Origin of the sequence: Ruminococcus albus 7 = DSM 20455 (assembly GCF_000179635.2) — a bacterium.
Taxonomy (GTDB): domain Bacteria; phylum Bacillota; class Clostridia; order Oscillospirales; family Ruminococcaceae; genus Hominimerdicola; species Hominimerdicola alba.
This window is the reverse complement of sequence record NC_014833.1, coordinates 2,986,579-3,010,587: the sequence shown is the minus strand read 5'-3', so window position 1 is coordinate 3,010,587 and position 24,009 is coordinate 2,986,579. Positions and strand designations below refer to the sequence as shown.

Annotated in this window: 18 protein-coding genes; 16 read left to right on the top strand and 2 right to left on the bottom strand. The window is 47.9% G+C overall.

The annotated features are described in order from the left end of the window. The first annotated feature begins 38 nt into the window (after nucleotides 1-38). From RUMAL_RS13555 to RUMAL_RS13500, 12 genes are all read left to right on the top strand, one after another. A complete protein-coding gene (locus tag RUMAL_RS13555; RefSeq protein WP_013499270.1) occupies nucleotides 39-1,586 on the top strand; it encodes a DUF3794 domain-containing protein in 1,548 nt (515 codons plus the stop codon). Nucleotides 1,587-1,600: 14 nt separating this feature from the next. Then, nucleotides 1,601-3,076: a stage IV sporulation protein A gene (gene spoIVA / locus RUMAL_RS13550; RefSeq protein WP_013499269.1), complete on the top strand. Its 1,476-nt coding sequence runs from the start codon at nucleotides 1,601-1,603 to the stop codon at nucleotides 3,074-3,076. A gap of 325 nt (nucleotides 3,077-3,401) precedes the next feature. Then, complete coding sequence (locus tag RUMAL_RS13545) at nucleotides 3,402-5,699, top strand: AAA family ATPase (RefSeq protein WP_013499267.1); 2,298 nt, start codon at nucleotides 3,402-3,404, stop codon at nucleotides 5,697-5,699. Between the two features lie 108 nt (nucleotides 5,700-5,807). After that, nucleotides 5,808-7,259, top strand: a complete 1,452-nt coding sequence (locus RUMAL_RS13540) for a D-alanyl-D-alanine carboxypeptidase family protein (protein ID WP_013499266.1) — start codon at nucleotides 5,808-5,810, stop codon at nucleotides 7,257-7,259. Nucleotides 7,260-7,315: 56 nt separating this feature from the next. Further along, entirely contained in the window at nucleotides 7,316-8,161 is an 846-nt protein-coding gene (locus RUMAL_RS13535) for a ComEC/Rec2 family competence protein (protein ID WP_242843390.1), read from the top strand. A gap of 189 nt (nucleotides 8,162-8,350) precedes the next feature. Then, nucleotides 8,351-8,617, top strand: coding sequence for a 30S ribosomal protein S15 (gene rpsO, locus RUMAL_RS13530; protein ID WP_013499264.1), 267 nt, complete (start codon nucleotides 8,351-8,353; stop codon nucleotides 8,615-8,617). Nucleotides 8,618-8,802: 185 nt separating this feature from the next. Then, complete coding sequence (locus RUMAL_RS13525; RefSeq protein WP_013499263.1) at nucleotides 8,803-10,920, top strand: polyribonucleotide nucleotidyltransferase; 2,118 nt, start codon at nucleotides 8,803-8,805, stop codon at nucleotides 10,918-10,920. Nucleotides 10,921-11,073: 153 nt separating this feature from the next. Next, on the top strand, nucleotides 11,074-11,892 hold the full coding sequence (locus RUMAL_RS13520) for a zinc ribbon domain-containing protein (RefSeq protein ID WP_013499262.1): 819 nt from the start codon (nucleotides 11,074-11,076) through the stop codon (nucleotides 11,890-11,892). A gap of 12 nt (nucleotides 11,893-11,904) precedes the next feature. Beyond that, on the top strand, nucleotides 11,905-12,687 hold the full coding sequence (locus RUMAL_RS13515; RefSeq protein WP_013499261.1) for a zinc ribbon domain-containing protein: 783 nt from the start codon (nucleotides 11,905-11,907) through the stop codon (nucleotides 12,685-12,687). A gap of 105 nt (nucleotides 12,688-12,792) precedes the next feature. Next, nucleotides 12,793-13,128 (top strand): hypothetical protein, encoded by a 336-nt coding sequence (locus tag RUMAL_RS13510; protein WP_013499260.1) that lies wholly within the window; start codon nucleotides 12,793-12,795, stop codon nucleotides 13,126-13,128. Then, the gene (recD2, locus tag RUMAL_RS13505; RefSeq protein WP_013499259.1) at nucleotides 13,121-15,379 is read left to right on the top strand and encodes an SF1B family DNA helicase RecD2; all 2,259 of its coding nucleotides are present in this window, start codon (nucleotides 13,121-13,123) and stop codon (nucleotides 15,377-15,379) included. Before RUMAL_RS13510 ends, recD2 begins: the two co-directional genes overlap by 8 nt. 20 nt (nucleotides 15,380-15,399) lie before the next feature. Beyond that, a complete protein-coding gene (locus RUMAL_RS13500) occupies nucleotides 15,400-16,446 on the top strand; it encodes an O-acetyl-ADP-ribose deacetylase (RefSeq protein ID WP_013499258.1) in 1,047 nt (348 codons plus the stop codon). Between the two features lie 59 nt (nucleotides 16,447-16,505). Here the strand turns inward: RUMAL_RS13500 and RUMAL_RS13495 are convergent, their stop codons facing one another. Then, nucleotides 16,506-18,314 carry a beta-L-arabinofuranosidase domain-containing protein gene (locus tag RUMAL_RS13495; RefSeq protein WP_013499257.1) on the bottom strand — a complete coding sequence of 603 codons (1,809 nt, stop codon included), beginning with the start codon at nucleotides 18,312-18,314 and terminating at the stop codon, nucleotides 16,506-16,508. A 151-nt stretch (nucleotides 18,315-18,465) separates the two neighbouring features. On the opposite strand from RUMAL_RS13495, the gene RUMAL_RS13490 reads away from it, so the two are divergent. Further along, complete coding sequence (locus RUMAL_RS13490; protein WP_013499256.1) at nucleotides 18,466-18,885, top strand: hypothetical protein; 420 nt, start codon at nucleotides 18,466-18,468, stop codon at nucleotides 18,883-18,885. Here the strand turns inward: RUMAL_RS13490 and RUMAL_RS13485 are convergent. Further along, the gene (locus RUMAL_RS13485; protein WP_013499255.1) at nucleotides 18,876-19,577 is read right to left on the bottom strand and encodes a metallophosphoesterase; all 702 of its coding nucleotides are present in this window, start codon (nucleotides 19,575-19,577) and stop codon (nucleotides 18,876-18,878) included. The genes RUMAL_RS13490 and RUMAL_RS13485 overlap by 10 nt on opposite strands. A 499-nt stretch (nucleotides 19,578-20,076) precedes the next feature. Here RUMAL_RS13485 and RUMAL_RS13480 point away from each other — a divergent pair, with 499 nt between their 5' ends. The 3 genes from RUMAL_RS13480 (at nucleotide 20,077) to RUMAL_RS13470 (ending at nucleotide 23,950) form a co-directional block, all read left to right on the top strand. Further along, nucleotides 20,077-21,774, top strand: coding sequence for an extracellular solute-binding protein (locus RUMAL_RS13480; RefSeq protein ID WP_013499254.1), 1,698 nt, complete (start codon nucleotides 20,077-20,079; stop codon nucleotides 21,772-21,774). Nucleotides 21,775-22,024: 250 nt separating this feature from the next. Then, the gene (locus RUMAL_RS13475) at nucleotides 22,025-22,945 is read left to right on the top strand and encodes an ABC transporter permease (RefSeq protein WP_013499253.1); all 921 of its coding nucleotides are present in this window, start codon (nucleotides 22,025-22,027) and stop codon (nucleotides 22,943-22,945) included. Nucleotides 22,946-22,957: 12 nt separating this feature from the next. Continuing rightward, nucleotides 22,958-23,950: a carbohydrate ABC transporter permease gene (locus RUMAL_RS13470; RefSeq protein ID WP_013499252.1), complete on the top strand. Its 993-nt coding sequence runs from the start codon at nucleotides 22,958-22,960 to the stop codon at nucleotides 23,948-23,950. The last annotated feature ends 59 nt before the right edge of the window (nucleotides 23,951-24,009 follow it).

Here is a 24,009-nt window from a genome sequence, read left to right as displayed (position 1 = left end):
ATAGCAAAAGGCTATCCTATAAACAGGAGGAAATAAACATGAACGATGAACTCAGACTTATATCAGACACTGTGTGCGTGACCGAAAAAGCCCTTGACCGCACTGAGGAACTGCCGCTGGAACGGGATATAGTTCTGCCTGATTATTATCCTGATGTTTTCAGGATACTCAGGTGTACTGCAGAACCTCAGCTCACATCCCAGAGCGTGAGCGACGGGAGACTGGCATTTGATATCACCGTTACCGTGAGGGTGCTGTACCTTACCGAGGGAAGCGGCCGCATAAACTGCATAGAGCAGAATGCGGAGATCAGCCGTACCCTGGATATAGAAGGTGAATGCAGTTCGCCCGAGGTAATGATAGACCTTAACTGCCTGCGGCTGTCCTGTCGGGCAAAGGGCAGCAGACGGATAGATGTGCGGGGTACTTTATGCGCATCGGTAAAGGTGTGCTGTCAGCGGGAAAAAACTGTTGTTACAGGCGGCAGCGGCTGCGGAATACAGCTGCGTAAGCAGACGGTCACCTATCCTGTTAAAAGGCTGTATGCATCAAAGCGAATAACAGTTATCCAGCAGACCTCCCTCCCTGATGATAAGCCCTCTGTCGGAACAGTGCTTCGCACAGGCTGCTCAGTAACAAGGACAGAGCAGCGTATAGTGGCGGGAAAGCTAGCGGTAAAGGGAGAAGCCGAGCTGGAAGCACTGTGTACCTGTATAGATAAAACAGGCGCTGACCGTGTGCAGGATCTTCGTTTTACCCTGCCCTTCAGCCGTATGATAGATATGGAAGGTCTTGATGACAGCTACAGGGTCAGTGTCAGGGTCAAGCCATCGGGCTGCAGTATTACGGCGGGCGGCGGAGAGGATAATACCGTGGAGTGGGAACTGGAACTTGATGTCTTTTGTACGGCAGAGAAATCGGGGGCAGGTGTCGGTGTGACTGATGCATACTCCACCGAGTATGATTGTCTTCCGGATGAGATAGTTGAGATATCTTCAGACAGCGGAGATGAAAAGCATATATCCTGTATATCCGAATGCACCCTTGCCGCACCTGACGGCACAGTCGGCGCTGTGTATGACCACTATGCATCATGCACACGTCCTACCATAAGAAAGGACGGGAATACCTTTCGCATATCCGGCGGAGTGACCTGCTCAGTCATGGGAGAGGGCAGTGAAGGCGGTATCTTCTGTATAGAGGGACAGAGTACATACGAAGCCGAAGCGGCTGTTCCCGAAGAAAGCAGTGAAAGTACACTTGAAGCCTATGCTGAAACAGCAGGCTGTTCGTATTATCTCGGTGACGGCGGTACTATCAGGGTCAGGACGGATGTGCGCGTAGTTTATAAGCTGAACGGCGGAAGCGGCACAAAGCTGGTAAGCAGCGTTATACTTAATAAGGATAAGCCGGCGACCCGTGACAGCAGCTGTACACTGAGATTGTGCAGGTGCGGTGAGAATGAGGATATATGGGATATAGCCAAGCGCTGCCGTACAACAGTTGAAGCTGTCAGAGAGGACAACGGACTTCCTGACGGTGCTGACAGTATAGACGACGGCAGGATGATAGTTATCAGAGGGTAAGGGGGCATACAAGGGTGAGCAGGGATATATATACAGACATAGCCCGCAGAACGGGCGGAGATATCTATATAGGCGTGGCAGGACCCGTGAGAACGGGCAAATCCACATTCATAAAACGGTTCATGGAAAAACTGGTTATACCCAATATCAGCAGTGAGTACCGCAGAGAAAGGGCGCAGGACGAACTTCCCCAATCCGCAGGGGGACGTACTATCATGACCACCGAACCTAAATTCATACCCGAAGAAGCGGTGAATGTATCGCTGGAAGGCGGAGCCAGCTTCAATGTGCGGCTCATCGACTGTGTGGGTTATATAATTCCCTCGGCACAGGGGTATATCGAGGAAGAAGCTCCGCGTATGGTGATGACTCCCTGGTTCGATACCGAGATACCTTTCAATATGGCGGCAGAGGTCGGCACCCGCAAGGTGATAACTGAGCATTCCACTATAGGTCTTGTGATCACCGCAGACGGAAGCTTTACCGATCTCCCACGTGATGAATACGAAGAAGCCGAGGAGAGGGTCATAAACGAACTCAAAGCTGCAGGAAAACCATTTGCGGTCCTGCTGAACACCGAAGACCCTGACAGTGATGAAGCCCGACAGCTTTGTAAACAGCTGAGTGAAAAATACAGCACCGATGTCATGGCGGTAAACTGCACCGAGCTTGAAGATGAAGATATAATGGGCATAATGGCAAATGTGCTGTATTCATTCCCTGTTCGGGAGATAGGTATAGCCATGCCGGGCTGGATAAACACCCTTGGCAGGGGGCACTGGCTGAAAGAAGCTGTATTTGCTCATATACGTGAAGCCGCCGAGGGCGTTGAAACACTCAGGCAGATATCCGCGTGTGCTGATACTATCGGCGGATGTGAGTATATAGAAAGCTGTTCTGTCAGATCCATAGATGCAGGAAGCGGTTCGGCTGTCATATCAGCAGAACTTTCCGGCGGACTATTCTACCGCGTGATAGGCGAGGCAACAGGTATTGAGATAAACGGAGAGAACGAACTTCTGCCGCGTATACTGGAACTGGTGGAGATACGCAGGAAGTTTGCAAAGTACAAAGATGCGATCACACAGATGGAGAGCACAGGGTATGGCATAGTCATGCCCGGACCCGATGAACTCACTATGGAAGGACCCGAGATAATAAGACAGGGCGGCAAGTACGGGATACGACTGAAGGCGCAGGCCCCTGCCGTTCATCTGATACGTACTGAGATTAATACCGAGGTAGCACCCATAGTCGGATCGGAAAAGCAATCCGAGGAGCTGGTTATGTACATGATGAGCGATTTTGAGAAGGAGCCCGATAAGATATGGGGCTCAAATATCTTCGGAAAATCACTGCATGAGCTTGTGAGCGAGGGGCTTTACACAAAGCTTTCAAAACTGCCCGATGATGCACGTATGCGCCTTAAAGAAACGGTGGAGCGCATGATAAATGAGGGCTGTTCGGGACTTATATGCCTTATACTCTGATATCCATAACTGCGTATACAATAACATAGGGGACAGCAGCGCTGCCCCCTGTTTTCGGTGTGCTGCCTATCAGCAGCCGCAGTTGTTATTGCATCCGCAGCAGCCGCAGCCTGACATACCGATGATGAGGATGAGAATGATTATCCACCATACGTTGTTTGTTCCGAAATTCATAGTATCGACTCCCTTGTTGTTTATTTAAGGCTGCGTGAGCCTTATGGTATATATTATGCTGCTTTGGAAAAATGGTTACAGCGCTGCATATTTCAAGCGGCTCTGAATACTTTTATCCTATAAGGCTATACTTTCTGCGGAGGTGTTTTGCATGAGCTATGAGAACTATACTGAAACGGGCAGGAAAGTCCTGCGGAGGGCTGCTGTGCTGGCAGGTGAACGCGGTCATACTTATGTGGGCAGTGAGCATCTGCTGCTTGCGCTTGTAAGCTGTTGCGGTGCGGCGGAGGCTGTGCTGAAAAGGTACGGCGTTACTGCTGAACGGGTATGTGATGAAATGGATGATCTTATCGGCAGGGGCACTCCCTGTATGACACCCGAAACTGCACAGACCGAAAATGTACGCAAAGCGCTGGAGGCTGCGGAACGTCTGGGAGGAAAAAGCGTTGGCAGTGAGCATATACTGTCAGGGCTTATGCGCTGCAGGGACAGCTGCGCCATGCAGATACTCCGCAGGCTCAATGCCGAGGAGCGCAGGATAGCATCTGACTGCCTGACCGGTGCCGGAAGCTGTATCTCCCGAAGAGATCAGCCTCACCTTAAATCACTTTCACGCTATGGTACCGAGCTGACCGACCCTGCAGTGTGTCTTGGATTTGATCCGCTTATAGGCAGGGATGATGAGCTCCGCCTTGTTATGGAGATACTCTGCCGCCGCCGCAAGAACGACCCGTGTCTTGTAGGTGATGCAGGTGTAGGCAAAACAGCACTGGCTGAGGGGCTTGCCGTAAAGATAATATCAGGCAGCGTACCGCCTCAGCTGGCAGATAAGCGCATATTCGCACTGGATATAACTCTTCTGCTTGCGGGCGCAAAGTACCGCGGAGATTTTGAAGAACGTCTGAGAGCCTGCCTTGATGAAGCTTCGCTGGCAGGAAATGTTATCCTTTTTATAGATGAACTCCACAATATCATGGGCGCAGGTGCGGCAGAGGGTGCCATAGATGCCGCTAATATACTGAAACCCGACCTTGCACGCGGAAGAATACAGATAATAGGCGCGACAACTCCCGAGGAATACCGCCGCACCATAGAAAAGGATGCTGCTATGGACAGGCGCTTCTGCAGGGTGGATATAAGCGAACCGGATGAGGATACCGCTTACAGGATACTCGTGGGGCTGAAGGGAAGACTGGAGGATCATCACGAGGTCAGTATACCCGAGGAAGTATGCCGCAGTGCGGTGGAACTCAGCGGACGCTATATGAAGCATAAACATTTCCCGGATAAAGCACTGGAGCTCCTTGACGGTGCCTGCAGTGCGGCAGGGCTGGCAGCAGGTGAAGACCGTACCCCCGAGCGTGCCTTTGAAAAGTATCTCGCGGGTGAGATCGACAGAGGCGGATATCTCGATGCGATATCAAAAGCACACAGGCGCACCGTTCTGACCCGTGATATACTGGAACAGACCGTCAGCAGATGTACCGGTATCGTATGTACCTGTGCCGATACAGATGAACGTGAGGCTCTCAGACATCTGGAGGAAAAACTCAACAGTACCGTCATAGGTCAGGAAAGGGCAGTAGCGGCAGTGTCCCGCGCCGTAAGGCGGCGCAGACTGGGGCTTGAAAGGGGAGGCAGACCAGTGGGGAGCTTCGTGTTCGCAGGTCCGGCAGGCGTTGGCAAGACCATGCTCGCAAGAGAACTCTCAGCTCTGCTTTACGGCAGTGACAGCCTTATACGTCTGGATATGAGCGAGTATATGGAACCCCACAGCGTCGCAAAGCTGATAGGTGCACCTGCAGGATATGTGGGTTATGAGGACGGCGGCAGACTGGTTGAACTTATCCGCCGCCGTCCCTGCGGAGTGCTTCTCTTCGATGAAATAGAAAAGGCTCACAGGGATGTTTTCGGTGTTCTGCTGCAAATGCTGGAGGAGGGTGTCATTACCGACAGCGCAGGCAGAACGGCAGAGTTGTCAGAACTGACAGTGATACTCACCACAAATGCAGGTGCGGCAGAACTGGCAGACAGAAAGCACGCAGGCTTTTTCAGCCATGACGGAGAAAGCTGCAGGCGCGATATCGGGCAGGCGGTGAAAAAAGTCCTCTCTCCCGAACTGATAAACCGCATGGATGATATCATCGTATTTGAACCGCCCTGTATCGAAACTTTGCGCCGTATCGCAGGTATGGAACTTGCTAAACTTTCGGAGCGTGCCGCGAAGCTGGGCTATACCCTGGAGATATCCCGCGAATGTGAAAACTATGCCGCTGAAAAGTGTCTTTCCTCAGGCGGCTCTGCCCGTGATATCCGCCGATTTGTCGAGCAGGATGCCGAGGACATCCTCTGTGACAGCATACTTGCAGGCTGCGGCAGGGAACTTCGTCTTGCTGTTAAAAACGGCAGGCCTGTTATATTTGCAGCCGATATGTCGGGGGCAAAATAGTGCCGTAATATTTTTCACGCCATTTTCGCCAAAAGCCGCTTGCAAAAGACACGGGATTGTGCTATACTGATAATGTTTAAGAATTTTGGACAAAGAGGTCATGTATAGATGAAGAAGAAACTACGTGTGATAGCAGCGCTGCTCTGTGCGGCACTGATATTTGCGGATATGGGCAGCTTTACAGCGTCAGCGCTGAGCTTTGTGCCGACTACAGTCGATGCCGACGGTGAGCGCAGTGAAGTGAAGCTTTATTCCGATTGTGTTTATATGGTAAATATGGATTCGGGCGAAGTGGTTGTGGATATCAACAGCGAAAAGGAAGTACCGCCTGCATCCCTGACAAAGCTTATGACAGCCGTGGTGCTGCTGGACGAGCTTGGCGGTGATGAAAGCACCCTGAGAAATAAAATGATGTCCGCAGGCACCGAGGCTTTTGACGAACTTTATGATACGGGTGCGGCTACTGCGGATATCCAGCCCAACGAGAGTGTCAGCGCTTATGATCTGCTGGCAGCACTGCTGATACCCTCAGCCTGTGAGGCTGCCAATATAATAGCGATAAACGTCGGGGAAAATATATCGGGATTTGTCGATATGATGAATGCGAAGGTATCCGAACTGGGTCTGAAGCACACCCATTTCTCAAATGCCCACGGCCTGTTTACCCAGCAGAATTATTCCACCGCAAAGGATATCTCTACGATATGCAGATACGCCCTTGATAAATACCCTGTCTTTGAGGAACTTGTAGGCAGTCCCTCATTCACCATGGCGCCTACGGATTTCCACCCCGAGGGCACGTATATCGCCAGCACAGACTATATGATAAATGAGTACACAAAGTACTATTATGCAAAATGCCGCGGCATAAAAACAGGTACCACCGAATCTGCGGGACGCTGCTTTGCCAGCTATGCTGTAAGCGACGGTGTAAGGTATCTGGTGGTGACAATGGGTGCACCTATGGAAAAACTGGCAGAAGATGTAAAAAAAGGCGAGGCTGATCCTGAATCCGTATATGCGGATGATGTGGTGTATTACAGCTTCATCGACCATATAAATCTGTATGAATGGGCATTCGATACCCTTGTACAGAAGGATTTCATCAATGAATCCAGTGAGGTCAGGGACGTTAAGGTAGGCTACGGCAAAAAGCAGGATTATGCCAATCTCAAACCCGCAAACGGCTACAGCCGTATGTGGCCTGTAAACATCCCTATAGAAGATGTTGAAAAAAGGATAACCGTTAGGGATAACATTGTCGCACCTGTTGAAAAGGGCGATGTCCTCGGAACGATGGAACTTATCTATAAGGGTGAGGTACTTGCGGTGATAGACCTTATATCCACCACGAAGGTAGAACGCTCACCGGTCAAGGAAAGAGCCAGGATCACAAAGGCTTATTTCGGTTCAAAACTGTTCAAGGTGACAGGCAGCATCGTACTTCTTTGCATAGGGGCATATTGCGTGTTCTGCTTCCTGCTGGCACAGAGAAAGTATCTGCGAGGTCTGAATCCCGGTCCTGAAAGCGGAAACGATGATACGGATAGTGAGGAGTAAGCATCCGAAAGGTAAAATAACAGGGGAGATACAGGGGAATGGAAAGGAAAATGTTTATGCTTAAAAGATTTCTCTGCATCGGTACTGCTGTCCTGACAGCGCTGCTGTCAGCGTGTACGGCAAATAAAGATAAGATCGATATCAGCGAGATAGGTGAAGGTCTGACTATATATAGTTTCAGTGCCGGCAAGGCTGATGCCGAACTCATATACAGTGAAGACTGGGCAGTGCTCATCGACTGCGGTGAAAAGGGCTTCGGCAAAGAGATAGTCGCCTATATGGAAGAAAATGGTATCAAAAAACTCGATTATCTCATAATCACCCATTTTGATAAGGACCATGTTGGCGGCGCTGCAAAGGTGCTTAAAGAATGTGAGGTAGGGACAGTGCTGCAAAGCAACTCCCCGAAGGAAGGTAATGAGTACGAAAACTATCTTGAAGCACTGGATAAAAAAGGCATGACCGCGCAGACGGTTCGTGAGGTGCTGAACTTCACTCTGGGGGAAGCAACTTTCACCGTAGACCCGCCTGCACAGGAAGTCTATGACAAAGACCCCAGCAATAATTCCTCCCTGATAACATCGGTGACACTGGGCGATGTGGATATGCTCTTTGCAGGTGATGCCGAAAATGAAAGGCTTGCAGAGTTCAATGCGAACAACGATAAAGTCTACCGATTTGTCAAAGTGCCCTATCACGGTCACTGGCAGAAGCAGTTAAAACCCTTTGCCGAAAAGATCAAAGCGGATATCGCCGTCATTACCTGCTCCGATGAAGAACCCGAGGATGAGGAAACGGTTTCGCTTTTTAAAAAATGCGGTGCAGAGGTGTTCCTGACCAGGAAGAATGCGGTCATAGCCAAATGCGACGGAAAGAATATCGCAGCGGAATATGAGAAGTGATATGTAAAAAGTTTATGAACTCTCTTTACAAACAGCACGTAATGATGTATAATAAATAAGTCATATTGTGCGGATAGCGCGCAGGCATAAGTATCCCTGCATCAGAATACGGGTCACGCTTCGGTAAGAAGAAAGTACCTGCCGTATCCCGACGCAGAGGAAAATATTTTAAGAAAGAGGTACAAGATTATGCTGAGAAAAGACGAAAAGACAGCCGTTATAGAGGCTAACAGAACACATGACACCGACACAGGTTCCCCTGAGGTACAGATCGCTATACTGACAAGAAGGATCAGCGACCTGACAGAACACCTGAAGGTGCACAAGAAGGATAACCACTCCAGAAGAGGTATGTACAAGATGATCGGTAAGAGAAGAAACCTTCTCAACTACCTGAAGAAGAACGACATCGAGAGATACAGAGCCGTTATCGATAAGCTGGGTATCCGTAAGTAATCAAGTTAAGATCATCAAGGCAGAGGCGGACTACCGCCACTGCCTTTTGGTGTTTTTAAAAACAGTAAAATTATGTTCGCGTGATGGTTTTTTAGCATTGAACGGAGAGTGTAAAAGTCGGGAAAATCTGCACTCTGCGCTTTATGCTAAAGCCTTTGCCGGACAGTGACAGGAGGATTTATTTAATGTTTGAGAACGCAAGGACTTTTGAGACCACTTATGCAGGCAGACCTGTAGTTGTAGAAACAGGCAAGACCTGCGGACTTGCAAACGGCTCATGCTGGGTAAGATACGGCGAGACCGTTGTAATGGCTAACGTTACAGCTTCCAAGAAGCCCAGAGAGGGTGTTGATTTCTTCCCTCTTTCCGTTGACTTCGAGGAGAAGATGTATGCAGTAGGCCGTATCCCCGGTTCTTTCACCAAGCGTGAGGGCAAGGCAAGTGATAAGGCTATACTGACTTCAAGATGTGTTGACAGACCTATCAGACCTCTGTTCCCCAAGGATATGAGAAACGATGTTACTGTTGTTATGACAGTACTGGCTGTTGATCCCGATAACTCACCTGAGATCACAGGTATGATCGCTGCTGCTATCGCTATCTCTATCTCCGATATCCCGTGGAACGGACCCGTTGCTTCTATCAACGTAGGCTACGTTGACGGCGAGCTGGTGCTGAACCCCACTCTGGAGCAGAGAGCTAAGAATGAACTGAACCTGACAGTTGCAGGTTCTGCAGATAAGATCGTTATGATCGAGGCAGGCGCTAATGAGATACCCGATGATCTGATGCTCAAGGCTATCGAAACAGGCCATACCGAGATCAAGAAGATGGTAGAGTTCATCAAGGGCATCCAGAAGGAGATCGGCAAGCCTAAGTTCGAGTTCGAGTCTATGGAAGTTGATCACGACCTCTTCGACGAGATCGAGGCTATGGTAGGCGAGGACGTTAAGAAGGCTCTCGATACCGATGACAAGAACATAAGAGATGCAAGAATGCAGCCTATATATGATGCAGTTCACGAGAAGTATGACGAGCAGTATCCCGATCAGGGCGCTATGCTCGAGGAAGTTCTCTACAAGCTGCAGAAGAAGATCGTTAGAAACTGGCTCTATGAGGGCAAGCGTGTTGACGGCAGAGGCATCGACGAGATCAGACCTCTCGCTGCTGAAGTAGGCGTACTGCCCAGAGTTCACGGTTCCGGTATCTTCACCAGAGGTCAGACACAGGTAATGACTATCTGTACTCTCGGCCCTGTTTCCGATGCACAGAAGCTTGACGGTCTTGACGAAGAGACCAGCAAGAGATATATGCACCAGTACAACTTCCCCAGCTACTCTGTTGGTGAAACTAGACCTTCAAGAGGCCCCGGAAGACGTGAGATCGGTCACGGCGCACTGGCTGAGAGAGCTCTCGTTCCCGTACTGCCCAGCGTTGATGAATTCCCCTACGCTATCAGATGCGTATCTGAGGTCCTTTCTTCCAACGGTTCTACTTCTCAGGGCTCTATCTGCGGTTCTACCCTCGCTCTGATGGACGCAGGTGTTCCAATAAAGGAACCCGTTGCAGGTATCTCCTGCGGCCTTATCACCAAGGAAGACGGCAGCTGGATGACAATGGTAGATATCCAGGGTCTTGAAGACTTCTACGGCGATATGGACTTCAAGGTAGGCGGTACCAAGAACGGTATCACCGCTATACAGGTAGATATCAAGGTAGACGGTCTGACTATGGATATCATCGCAAGCGCATTCGAGAAGACCAGAAAAGCAAGAATGTATATCCTTGATGAGATCATGCTCAAGGCTATCCCCGAGGTTAGACCCGAGGTCAGCAAGTGGGCACCCAAGATGCTCTCCACCAAGGTTCCTGTTGATAAGATCAGAGAAGTTATCGGTTCAGGCGGAAAGGTCATCCAGAAGATCTCCGCTGAGTGTGATGTCAAGATCGATATCTCCGAGGACGGAAGTGTATTCGTTTCAGGTCTTGATAAGGAGAAGGCACAGCAGGCTATCAATATCATCAATACTATCGCAAACGATCCCGAGATCGGTGCTATATACAAGGGCAAGGTAGTTCGTATAATGAACTTCGGCGCATTTGTTGAGATCGCTCCCGGCAAGGATGGTCTGGTACATATCTCCAAGCTGGACAATCAGAGAGTCGAGAAGGTTGAGGATGTTGTTTCCATTGGCGACGAGATCGTTGTAAAGGTAATGGAGATCGACGATCAGGGCAGGATCAATCTGTCAAGAAAGGACGCTCTCGCTGACCTTGCAAAGAGAGCTGCCAACAAGGAATAATTTTTAAAAATAATTGCTTTATGCAGGACGTGTCTACGGGTGCGCCCTGCATAGCTGTAATTATATGAAATTGAGTCGGGTTACGGAATATTCACATAATAGAATATACATAAATGCGTAACACAAAAGAAAAAAGCAAAGGAGTAACAGAATATGAATTGTCCTATTTGCGGTGCCCCTTTGGGCGCAACAGACAACGAATGTAAAAACTGCGGTACAAGAAGAGCAGAAATGGGTCCTGCGTATAACAACACAGGATACGGTCAGCAGAGCAGCTATGGCTACGGCGGAAATCAGGGCTATGGCAATTACGGTATGAACGGCGGTGGTCAGGGTTACGGAAACTACGGTATGAATGGCGGCGGTCAGGGTTACGGTAACTATGGCATGAACTCGTCTTTTGACAGCGGCAGTTATACAAGAAAACGCTCGGCTTCTATACCGACCACCAAGCTGATAAGTATTCTCATTACTGTCATTATTATATTGGTATCCATTCTGGGTTATCAGATAAAGTATAATTCTCCGCAGACAGTAAGCTTAGGCGATATCACAGTAACTTTTCCGCAGAAAGTGGAAAAAAAGAGCAGTACGATATTCGGCGATGTAGATGCAGAGGATGTTACTGCGTATGCTAACAGGGATATGGGTTTCGTATATTCCAAGTATGATATGTCAGATCTTGAACTTGGTGACGGAGATGAGGAAACATACCTCAACTTTATGTTCCCGTTCATGGATGCAGCTATGAGCAGTGATAGTGAGATCAAAGGCTATGAGAAAAAAGATCAGCTTGGCAATCACATGAGATTTTATTTTACAGAAGACGATACAGATTGGTTCTGTGATATGATGATCGATTTCGAGGGTGATTCCTGTTATATGTATTATGCATACTGCAATAAGAAAAAAGAGAACAAGTTTATAAGCAAATTCAGGAAAATGTATGATTCGATAGAGTATGATAAATAAGGGGGCGGAAGTATGGTTTGTAAGACCTGCGGAGCGATCATCAATGATGGCGATACGATTTGCAAAAACTGCGGAGATATCGTCAAGGTCGCTGCTGATAAAAAAGTATCACTGGGTAAGGACAGTTCAGCCGATAACGGATTCAGCCGACAGGCAGAAAAGTTCGGCGGAGTGATCGTAAAGGAGAGACGCAGCCGTTTCCTTTCGGGCGTAGATCCCAAGATGATGAGCATAGTTCTCGTGGCGCTGATATTTGCGGCTTTTGTACTGGTGTTCTTCGTTTATGACCGTAAGCGCACCACCGTTAAACTCAAAGGTTTTGAGGTCACCCTTCCGGCATCTATGAGATCGGTGGATGATCAATCCTTTGAGGTCATGGACTCCGACGAATGTAAGTCGTATGCAAATACCGAACTGGAGTTTACATACGTTATTTATGATGTGGAAACCATTATCCCCGAACTGAGTAATCAGCCTGCAACCAATAATGTAGATGCACTTATGGAATACTACGAAGGCAAGGATAAGCTGGCAACGCTTGAATCGGATTTTACAGATGAACTCAACGAAGCTTTCAGCGATCAGCTCAAGGATTATGATCTGGTCGAAAAAGACAGCGGTTTGCTGAAGTTCCGTTATAAGGATACTACTATGACCGAGAATTATGTCGAGATGCATATAGAGGTGGTAGGAGAAAAGGTATATCAGTTCAGTGTCCTCTGTTCGGATGGCCGCAGAGAGAAACTGGATAAGACGTTTTCTGAGATATATAAGTCTTTGAAACTCGATAAGTAATCGTTTTAATGCCCCCCGGACCGCATCAAGCCGGTCCCGGGGGCGTAACGTTTCAGCCCCGTACAGCATAGCATATCTGTAAACTGTAATGACGGGGGTGAGAGTATGGGAGTATTGGCATCGGTGATATTCCTGCTGACTGTGACAGTACTGGTATTGCTAATGCTTTCTGAGGAAAGCAGAAACAATGTTGCAGCTGTGGTGATATGGTACCGTGAGGAAGATAAAGATATCGAAAGGACGGTACTCGGCTGTATCAGGGAGGAAGAAGCATCGGGCGTCTGCGGCAGACAGGTCATAGTCGTAAGCGCTGACGGCAGATTCGGTCAGGGTATATGCAAACTTGCGGAAAAGTACGGCATCAGGCTGGTGTCGGCAGATGAACTGTCAGATACAGTAAGCAGACTTGGTAAGGACACATGGGAGGTCAAAAATGAGTGAAGCGGAAAAAATAGAAGGCGAGGTAGACCGCGTTCAGTTCAAGAGCGATGACGGCAGCTTCTGTGTCATAGATGTCAACACCGGTGATGACCTTATCAAGGCTGTGGGAGAACTTGGCAATATCGAAGAAGGCGAGAGCGTTATACTTACAGGTGAGTATGTAAAGCACCGTACCTTCGGTAAACAGTTCCGCGTGCAGATGTTTGAGAGAAGTCTGCCGACGGGAGAAGCTTCGATACTTCGCTATCTGGTCAGCGGAGCACTGGATTCGGTGAAGCCTGTGACCGCCAAGCGTCTGGTAGCTGCATTCGGCAGTGATACTCTTGAGATAATTGAAAACGAGCCCGAACGTCTCACCGAGGTCAACGGCATCGACGCTAAAAAAGCCGATGCTATACATGAGGATTTCAAAAAGACCTTCGCCGCCAGGGCACTGCTTGTGTATATGAGCAAGAACGGTGTAGCCACAAAGTACGGTGTCCGCGCATGGAGAAAGCTGGGCAATTCGGCAGAAGAACTGATAAAGTCAAATCCATATCTTCTGTGTACTGATGGTATCGAGCTTGGCTTTTCAAAGGCAGATGAGATAGCCGAGGCAGAGTTTATCCCCCGTGACAGTGAGCAGCGGATAAGGGCGGGCATGGCTTTTGTGCTGAGAAATGCAGCGCGAGAGGGCGGACATACCTGTATACCTGTAGAAACACTGAAACGTGATACAGTCCGTCTGCTGGATATAAATGCAGAATTGTTTGATAAAGTCAAAGAGATCGCTCTTGAGGAACAGGACATTTTTGAACTGGATATAAGCGGTGTCAAATATGCCATGCTGCATTGTTATTATAAGGCAGAGGAATATATTTCCAGAAGACTTGATGTCATGCGAAGTATCACCTATGATAACAAGATCGACTACTCCGAGATAATCGATATGGAGGAGCAGGAGAGCGGCATAAAGTATGAGGAGAAACAGCGCAAAGCCATAAACCTCGCAATATCCGAGGGCTTTCTTGTCCTGACCGGCGGTCCCGGTACAGGCAAGACCACCACTCTGAATGCCATAATCTCCCTGTTTGAACAGCAGGGTCTTGATGTTATGATAGCCGCTCCCACAGGTCGTGCGGCAAAGCGTATAAGCGATATGACAGGCTGTGAAGCCAAAACTATCCACCGCCTTCTTGAAGTCATACCCTCTGACGGTGACAGGATGCTGTTCGTACACGATGAGGATGACCTGCTTGACTGTGAGGTAATGGTGGTTGACGAGATGTCCATGGTGGACAGCGTGCTGTTTGAAGCCCTGCTGAGGGCGCTGAGCGTTACCTGCAAGCTGATACTTGTGGGTGACAGTGACCAGCTGCCGCCCGTAGGTCCGGGTAATGTACTTCGGGATATCATTGACAGCGGTGTAATGTCCGTAGTAAGGCTGACCGAGGTCTTCCGTCAGGCGCAGGAATCCGACATAGTCATGAATGCCCACAGGATAGTTTCGGGAGAAATGATAGACCTTAAAAAGCGTGACAGGGATTTTGTCTACCTCCGCCGCCCCGAAGCCGAGGATATATATACCACACTGGTTGAACTCTGCAGCGACAGACTTCCCAAGAAGTACGGTTTCTCTCCGATAAGGGATATTCAGGTGCTATCACCCACAAGACAGGGGCGCATAGGCACTCCCGAGCTCAATAAGATACTTCAGGCGGAGCTTAATCCTCCTGATAAGAAAAAGGCTGAGCTGAAAACTGCCTATGGTATATACCGTGTGGGAGATAAGGTCATGCAGACCCGCAATAATTACGAGATAAGCTGGACTCGCACAGACGGCGGAAAAGAGGAAAACGGCAAAGGTGTGTATAACGGTGATATCGGTATAGTCACAGCTGTGAGGACTTCACTGAAGATAGTCACCATAGATTTTGACGGCAGGATAGCTGATTACAGCGGTGAGATTCTGGATGACCTTGAACTTGCATACGCCGTCACCGTACATAAAAGTCAGGGCTCTGAGTATGATGCGGTCATACTTACCCTCTATGACGGCATGGATAATCTCTACTACCGAAACCTGTTGTATACCGCGGTAACAAGGGCGAAAAAGCTGTTAGTTATACTCGGCACTGCTCAGAGAGTGGGCTTCATGATAATGAATAACGGCAAGAACCGCAGATGTACAGCCCTGCGGACGATGCTCATGCAGGCTGTCAGCGGTGATGATATGGGTCAGCTTCAGCTTGAAGATCTGAACGGACAATAAAAGATAACGGAGGGGATAGTATGCCATTCAGTCTGATACGTGCAGACATAACCAAGCTTTCTGCCGATGCGATAGTTAATGCCGCAAACAGCTCACTGCTGGGCGGCGGTGGAGTTGACGGTGCCATACACCGCGCGGCAGGCGCTGAACTTCTGGAGGAATGCAGGCTTCTCGGCGGCTGTGAAACAGGTCAGGCCAAGGCTACAAAGGGCTACCGCCTTGATTGCAGGTACATAATACATACCGTAGGTCCTGTGTGGCATGGAGGCGAAAACGGCGAGAGCGAACAGCTTCGCAGCTGTTACAGAAATTCTCTTGCCCTTGCCGAAAAACTTGGATGTACAAGCATAGCCTTCCCTCTGATATCGGCAGGTGTCTACGGATATCCCAAGCGTGAAGCGATACGGATAGCCGAGGACGAAGCCCGTAAATTCCTGGCAGAACACGATATGGATATCACTCTTGTGATATTTGATAAGGACAGCTTCGATATAAGTGCGGAACGATTCGACCGCATACGGCAGTATATCGACGATGCCTATGCAAAACTCCATGACGACAGCGAGCGCAGACCTCTTATGGGTGCGGCGGTCATGCGTGATGAAGCATCCGTCAAGCCAAAAAAGAAAAGTATATTCGGCAGACAAAAAAGTTCCGAAGCCGCAGGTTCAGTACCCTGCGAAATTGCAGAGGAAGCATCGGCAGAGGATTATTTCTCCATGCGCGATGAATCCTTCTCACAGGCATTACTCCGCCTTATAGACGAGCGTGGAATGACTGATGTTGAAGCCTATAAACGCGCCAATATCGACCGCAAGCTGTTCTCAAAGATACGAAGCGATGTTCACTATAAGCCTAAAAAGCAGACAGCGGTAGCATTTGCCGTTGCACTTAAACTCGATATCCGCGAGACAGAAGAACTGCTTTCAAGAGCAGGATATGCGCTGTCCAATTCTCTGGACTTCGACCTCATCGTGAAGTATCATATCACACATGGTATATACGATATCTTTGAGATAAACGAAGCCCTGTTCAGGTTCGATCAGACACTTCTGGGACAGAACTGAATATATCAAAAGCAAAGCAGCAGTACTAAAAAATGTACTGCTGCTTTTTGTTTATCCTATTATTTTTTGCTGAAATAAACCGTGTAAACCTCATCAGTCACCTCATACAGCGGCTTGAACTCAATATTCACAGGCTGATTCCGTGTCACATAGGTGTTCTGCTTCCATACGTAGGTCTTGTACTCATGTGTGGTGCGGCGGTGCAGAAAACTCTCAGGTGCTGAAAAGTCCCCTGTAATACCTGCATCCTTGTCGGTCATACCTGCCAGCACGATAGGACCGTCCAGCAGTGCCGCAGTTTCGGGCATATCAGCCAGAGGTTCGGTGTATAGCGTCGGTATGAGCAATAATTGTATGGTATCATTATGCCATGTTCTGCTGATCGTAAGATAATTATCCGCAATATCTGCCTGTACCGATCCGCCGTCAATGATAAGCTGCGGTCTGCCATTCAGCCACTTCGGCATACGAAGCCACAGCGTGAAAAACGTCGGTTCATCGCACTTGATATCGAACCTTATCGACCATCTGCTTTTCTCACCGCCTTCGTCCTCATCGAAAAACACCTGATTATTAAGGTTTTTAAGCTCCGTACATTGTGATACCTTTATTTTCTTGCCGCCTATATCAAGTTCAGCCTCTGAGGGTATGTACTGTGCGACTGTCAAAGTGCTGTCTTCAGTGTACCATATCAGCTGCGGATATAGGGTCTGCGCCTGCACCATAGTACCGTGACAGCACCAGAAATCATGTCTTTTACTGCCCCATTTCTTGCGGCTTCCCGAGGATAACGGCAGAAAATATGCAGGCATACCGCTGTGCATATTTTGCTGTGCAAGAAAACCGTTGTACAATGCACGCTCAATATAGTCAGCGTATACCGTATCGCCTGTTCTTCTGTACAAAAAGTCAGCCAGCCGCACCATGTTGTATACCGTACAGAACTCCTGATCTGTATCCCCGAGATAACTGCCCATGCTGTGCGGCGGTACCCAGAATTCCCCTGAATTAGCACCTGTTGTGGCGAACATACCTCGCTCTGTCACAGCCTGTCTCCAGAATTCGTCGGTTATGATCTTCCAGCGTTCTTCACCCGTTATATCATACATCCTTGCCGCCCCATGAGAAAGTGGTATGCTTGCGTTGGCATGGTCATCGGTGAGTGCCTCTCTGTGCTGTTCCAGCTTGTGGTACAGTCCGTTTTCACGGTATATATCCATAAGCTTGCGGTATTTCGGGTCATTTGTCAGCTCATAAAGTATGCACCATTCCTCAAGCATACCGCCCTGTTCCCCCTTGAATACAGTGAATGGTGCTGTCTTTTCAACAGATGCCGCCCATTCGATGTACCAGTCAGCAAGCCTGTCCGCGATGTCCAGCGCTTTTTGTATACCTGCAAATCGGTAAGCATCCACCAGACCCATCAGCGTTTTGTGCATGGTGTACTGCGGCGACCAGATATATTCCTCGCTCTCCATGAGCTTGAAATATTTTTCGGGTATGGAGCCCACCCATTTTCCGCCGTTCCTCTGCTGACAGCGCTCCAGCTCATCTACGATTTTTACAAGCTTTGCCCTGAGCTCAGCATCTCCGTCCGAAGCTGAAAGCATGGCTGCTGCCGACATCCAGTGCCCGAGGAAATGTCCTCTCAGCTGACAGGCAGGAGATTCCCACCCCCAGTGCAGTTCAGCCTTTTCGGGCTCTGATATCACTTGCCTGTCAGGGAGAATGATACCTGCCTCCAGATAGTGGTTCTGCATCAGACATACAGTATCAAGCTCTTTGAGATACCTTTTGTTAAGCTCCATTCTGTCGCGGAACACTCCGCCTGTTACTCTGCAATTAGTGTGGTTCGGTGTTTTCAGCATATCTATACGCCTCCGTCATTGTTATATTTTTCTGCATATATTATATCACGATATCATGCATCTGTGGGTGGATTTTTCCGCGGTCATGTTGAATTATCCCGTGATGTGTCAGCGACCCTCCTTGCTGCATAGTATACTCAGGGGTGTTTTTATGGATATACAGCGCGACGGCACACAGGTATACGCATTTATAGGCAGTGATGAGCTTTCCGATATGGGGCTGAGTTTTGAAACACTCAGGGAGCGTGATATAAGCAGCAGGATATTCTTGGCAGCGGTCAGGGCTCATATTATGAATGATCTGGGCTGCAGTTCCCATGGGGATATCAGGATATCAAAATGCACCGACGGAGTCAGACTTGCTCTCACGGTTTCGCTCCATGCACAGTTCATATCCGATCCCGCGGAAGTCATCGGATACCTTGCCGATACCTGTACGGATACAAGGATATACCGGCTGAACGGGAGATTCGTTCTTGTTCCCCGGGGCTGCGACGAAGTTGAAGAAGCTAAAATAAAGGAGCATGGCAGACTTCTCTCCCATACTCCCCGTAATGTTATTCAGACATAGTATTCTTCCATTGTATCCAGACAAAGGCAGGCGAGCCGTCCTCCCATGCAGGCACCGCAGTCTATACAGATATTGTGATGACTGTGGTATATCTCTGCCTTGCCCCATATCAGTATCGTGGGCGTATGTCCTGTGATCACGTATATATCATCGTCTTCAAAATAGTCCTTCTCAGGGTCTATCCTGTCCATAAGAAGCTCCTGAAAGGTGTATTCACGCAGCTTTTTGCCTTTGCGGAAATTACCCAGTCCCGCATGGACAAGCACGAATATCTTTCCTCCGGCTTCTGCAGATTCGCATACCGAGAAATCTTCCATATAGTCCAGTACGTCAGCCTTTTCTTCCTTTGTCAGATCCCTGAATTGAGCCAGAGTTGTCTGACCGCCGTCATGCAGCCAGCAAGCCATTTCATCCATCGTGTCCGCATCCAGATGAACGGCATAGTTTTCTTCTGTTATCTCAACATTCAGCTTTTTCAGTATATCCAGTGCCAGCAGATCGTGATTGCCCATAAGCGGATAAACGTTCGGGCGCTTCATCATATCCTGAAGTATATCGACGGGTCTGGGACCCCTGTCAACGACATCGCCGAGGATGTACAGCGTGTCCTCGGGTCTGAGGTCTATTTTATCAAGCATCTCACGGTATTTGTCATATTCACCGTGTATATCGCTCATTACATAGACAGCCATGGTATCTCCTTGATCATCGTGAAAAATCTTCTTTTGTATACATTATTAATTAAGGGCAATGAATTCATCCCTTAATATATTATAACATATTCTATGCCTCTTGTCAATGTGAACAAGTTTAGTTTATGGATGCACCCATAAATACAATTGTTTGATATCACAATAACAAAAGTACGTACATATTCTCTAAAAAAGGAAAAAATCTGTATTGAAATCTAGGTTGTTTTGATACAAATCTTTATATATTACTACATTGCGCAATTATATACAACTCAAAAATTGCGATTTTCAATACATTTTTTGCGATTTGAATGTACCCAAAAAAGGTGAGTATACAAATTTTGCTCAATTGATAAAAAATATTTGCAATTATTGCTTAGTTTCCTGATAACTATTCACAAAGCAAGATTTATTTGGTATAATAAACTCAAGAAAAATAAAACAAAATTTAGCTAATATGTTCAAAGCTAAATTAGTCGTTTTTTGGAGGTTGATATTTATGAAAAGACTCAAGAGAGCATTTGCAGGCCTTATGGCTATAGCAATGGTAGTCGGAATGGCAGCCTGCGGCCCTGCAAGCAAGGATGAAAAGCAGGAGACCCAGACGATCGAGACCAAAGATGGCAAGAAAGTTGAAGTAAAGGTATTCTCCGCTTTCTTCGCAGTTCCCGGCAACAAGGTCGATAAGGGCAATGTTGTACAGGACAAGATCGCTGAAAAGATCGGCGCTAAGTGCGATATGGAGTGGCTGGTAGGTCAGACCGCTGAAGAAGCTATCGGCGTTATGATCGCAGGCGATGAGTATCCTGACTTCGTTGATGCATCTTCCGGTATGAAGAGCATGGTAGATGCAGGTGCATTTATCGCTATTGATGATTACTGGGACGAGTTTCCCAACATCAAGAACTTCTACACCGAGGCTGAGTGGAACTCTATAAGAGCTGAAGATGGTCACGTTTACATCATTCCTCAGTTCGGCAAGACCTGGGATCACGATACAACTTGCGTACACAATGACGAAGCTTTCTGGATCCAGACAAGAGTTCTGAAGTGGGCAGGCTATCCCAAGATCGAGACACTTGACGAGTACTTCGACCTTATCGAGAGATACATCGAGGCTAATCCTACAATGCCCGACGGTACTCCCAACATCGGTTATGAGATACTCTGCGATGACTGGAGATACTTCTGCCTTGAGAATGCTCCCTTCTTCCTTGACGGTTATCCCAATGACGGATGCTGCATAGTTGACAGAGAAACACACAAGGCTATCGACTATAATACCACCGATACAGCAAAGAGATACTTCAAGAAGCTGAATGAAGAGTACAAGAAGGGCATCGTTGACCCCGAGACCTTCACAATGAAGTATGACGCTTACATCTCCAAGCTGTCCACCGGCCGTGTTTGCGGTATGGTTGACCAGCACTGGGATTTCAATGACGCCGAGCTGGCTATCAAGGCTGCAGGCACTCTTGATGACTGCACATACGTACCTGTTGGTATCACAATGGATAAGGGTGTTGAGGAGCACTGGCATACCAAGCCCGCTCTGGACGTTTCCAACGGTGTAGGTATCACCAAGTCCTGTAAGGATCCCAAGGGCGCTATGAAGTTCATGAACGACCTGCTCGATCCCGAGATCCTCACTCTGAGAAACTGGGGTATCGAAGGCGTTAACTACAATAAGGGCGAAGACGGCGTATTCACTCGTACCGATGAAATGAGAAAGAATGCTGATGATCAGAAGTACATCAATGCTAACCTCTGTCCTTACGCTTATTTCCCCAACTATTCAAACGGTATGGATCACGACGGTGTCAACGGCTGTGACGCTAACCACCAGGCAACTGAGTTCTATGAGTCACTGTCCGATGATGTTAAGGAATGCTTCGATGCTTACGGCGTTAAGACCTATGTTGAGATGCTGAACGAAGCTCCCGATAACGAGGCTTGGTTCCCCATGTGGTCTTACTCCAATGCCCTGACAACAGATACCGATGAGGGTCTGGTATGGACTACAATGGCTGAAGTTAAGCACGAGTATCTGCCTCAGGTTTGTATCGCTGAAGATTTCGATACAGCTTGGAACGAGTATCTGGATAAGTACAAGGAAAAGTGCGATGTTGACGGCGTTCTGCTTCCTGCATTCGATAAGGAGATCCAGAGACGTATCGACGTTGCATCCGGTAAATAATTATACTTTAACAGTTACTGACTGAACTTTTTTATGAAATATATACTGCATCAAGTCCCCGCTTGTCGGGGACTTGTGCGGGATATTTCGGAATAATGATAAGCAATATGATTTCTATCCCCTGATATCTGTATCATGATGTCAGAGGTTAGAAAAGGGGTTCGCCGTTCGGACACTTTTTCTAACCTCTTGCTGCCGGCAGCCTTCGGGCAAGGCGCAGGGGATGTCCACATCTCGGAGGTGCGCAATAATGTTTAAAGACCCGGACTTCGGCAAAAAGCTGAGAAATCAGAAATCTCTGCTGCTGCTGTCCATACCCTTTGTGATCTATGCCCTGATATTCTTTTATACTCCGCTTTTCGGATGGATAATGGCATTTCAGAAGTATAAGCCCAGAGACGGTTTCCTTCATTCCCAGTTTGTAGGACTTGATAACTTCAAGTTCCTCTTCAGAAACGAAGATTTCCTCTTATGTGTAAGAAATACCCTGGCTATGGGTTTGATAAACCTGGTGCTCGGTACGATATGCCCTATAGTATTTGCTATACTCCTTAGTGAGTTAAGATTTAAGATAGGCAAAAATGTTGTTCAGACCATTTCCTATCTGCCCCACTTCCTCTCCATGATAATCCTGACAGGTATCGTATTCGATGTCCTCTCTATGGAGAACGGCACACTGAACAAGTTCCTTATAGCTATCGGTGCGATAGATAAGCCGATACAGTGGCTGGCTGATCCTAAGTACTTCTGGTGGATAGTCGGTTTTGCTAACAGGTGGAAAGAAACAGGATGGGATTCCATTATCTATCTGGCAGCTATAACATCTATCAACCCCGACCTTTACGAAGCAGCTTCAATAGACGGCGCAGGCAGAATGAAGCGCATCTGGCACATCACTCTCCCCGGTCTGAAGCCTACCATACTCATACTCCTGATAATGAACGTCGGCAACGTTCTTAACGTTGGTTTCGAGCTCCAGTATCTGCTGGGTAATGACCTTGTAAAGTCTGTAGCTGAAACTATCGACATCTACGTACTTAACTACGGTATCAGTAAGGGTAACTACTCTATCGGTATCGCAGCTGGTATATTCAAGAGCCTTGTAAGTATCATACTCGTAATAGTAGCCAATACATCAGCTAAGTTGATGGGCGAAGAAAGTCTGTATTAAGGAGGGCGCAAAATGGCAGAATTAACTAAAAAAATCGTTTCGACTCCGTCCGCACCTATCCCGCAGGCAGAAAAGCCCAAGCGTGATGCGAAGGACATCGGTTCAAAAACCAAGCACAGCATCGTAAGCCGCCGCACCAAAGGCGATAATGTGTTCGATGTACTGAATACTCTCTTTATGATAGTATTCACAATAGTTATCATGTATCCTCTGCTGAATATGATAGCAGTATCATTCAATGATGGTCTTGATGCACTCAAGGGCGGCATCACATTGTTCCCAAGAGTATTTACACTCAAGAACTACCAGCACGTTCTCTCACAGCAGAATATGCTCACCGCTGCCAAGATCAGCGTACTCAGAACCGTTATCGGTACTGTTTCCTCAACACTGATAACCGCACTGCTGGCTTATGTGCTCAGCCGTAAGGAATTCCTGTTCAAAAAGCAGCTTTCACTTCTGTACGTTGTAACAATGTACGTATCAGGCGGTCTTATCCCGATATTCCTTGTATACAAGGCACTGGGTCTGGTCAACAGCTTCATGGTATATATACTGCCCGGTATGGTACCTGCATTCAGTATGCTGGTTCTGCGTACTTACATGAACGGTCTCCCTGACAGCCTTGCTGAATCCGCTATGATGGACGGCGCAGGTCACCTGACTATCTTCATCAAGATAATCTTCCCCCTGTGTATGCCCGTTATCGCAACAGTTGCTCTGTTCACTGCAGTAGGTCAGTGGAACTCCTGGTTCGATGCTATGCTGTATAACAGAATGAACGATGGTCTGTCAACTCTTCAGTATGAGCTGATGAAGACTCTGGCTTCTGTTACCAGCAAGAAGACAACAGCCGAGAGCATGAAGAACGCTTCTGCAACAGTTACTCCTACCTCAGTCAGAGCAGCAGCTACTGTTGTTACAGCACTTCCTATCGTTATCCTGTATCCTTTCTTACAGAGATACTTCGTTGCAGGTCTTACTATCGGCGGCGTAAAGGAATAATTTCAGATCTTATTGTAAACAATATCAGAAATTGCAGTTTGAAACACCGTCTGCAGGAC

Coding starts and splice junctions, on each gene's coding strand:
- RUMAL_RS13555 (WP_013499270.1), top strand. CDS start 39: ATGAACGATGAACTCAGACTTATATCAGACACTGTGTGCGTGACCGAA.
- RUMAL_RS13545 (WP_013499267.1), top strand. CDS start 3,402: ATGAGCTATGAGAACTATACTGAAACGGGCAGGAAAGTCCTGCGGAGG.
- RUMAL_RS13540 (WP_013499266.1), top strand. CDS start 5,808: ATGAAGAAGAAACTACGTGTGATAGCAGCGCTGCTCTGTGCGGCACTG.
- RUMAL_RS13535 (WP_242843390.1), top strand. CDS start 7,316: ATGCTTAAAAGATTTCTCTGCATCGGTACTGCTGTCCTGACAGCGCTG.
- rpsO (WP_013499264.1), top strand. CDS start 8,351: ATGCTGAGAAAAGACGAAAAGACAGCCGTTATAGAGGCTAACAGAACA.
- RUMAL_RS13525 (WP_013499263.1), top strand. CDS start 8,803: ATGTTTGAGAACGCAAGGACTTTTGAGACCACTTATGCAGGCAGACCT.
- RUMAL_RS13520 (WP_013499262.1), top strand. CDS start 11,074: ATGAATTGTCCTATTTGCGGTGCCCCTTTGGGCGCAACAGACAACGAA.
- RUMAL_RS13515 (WP_013499261.1), top strand. CDS start 11,905: ATGGTTTGTAAGACCTGCGGAGCGATCATCAATGATGGCGATACGATT.
- RUMAL_RS13510 (WP_013499260.1), top strand. CDS start 12,793: ATGGGAGTATTGGCATCGGTGATATTCCTGCTGACTGTGACAGTACTG.
- recD2 (WP_013499259.1), top strand. CDS start 13,121: ATGAGTGAAGCGGAAAAAATAGAAGGCGAGGTAGACCGCGTTCAGTTC.
- RUMAL_RS13500 (WP_013499258.1), top strand. CDS start 15,400: ATGCCATTCAGTCTGATACGTGCAGACATAACCAAGCTTTCTGCCGAT.
- RUMAL_RS13495 (WP_013499257.1), bottom strand. CDS start 18,314: ATGCTGAAAACACCGAACCACACTAATTGCAGAGTAACAGGCGGAGTG.
- RUMAL_RS13490 (WP_013499256.1), top strand. CDS start 18,466: ATGGATATACAGCGCGACGGCACACAGGTATACGCATTTATAGGCAGT.
- RUMAL_RS13485 (WP_013499255.1), bottom strand. CDS start 19,577: ATGGCTGTCTATGTAATGAGCGATATACACGGTGAATATGACAAATAC.
- RUMAL_RS13480 (WP_013499254.1), top strand. CDS start 20,077: ATGAAAAGACTCAAGAGAGCATTTGCAGGCCTTATGGCTATAGCAATG.
- RUMAL_RS13475 (WP_013499253.1), top strand. CDS start 22,025: ATGTTTAAAGACCCGGACTTCGGCAAAAAGCTGAGAAATCAGAAATCT.
- RUMAL_RS13470 (WP_013499252.1), top strand. CDS start 22,958: ATGGCAGAATTAACTAAAAAAATCGTTTCGACTCCGTCCGCACCTATC.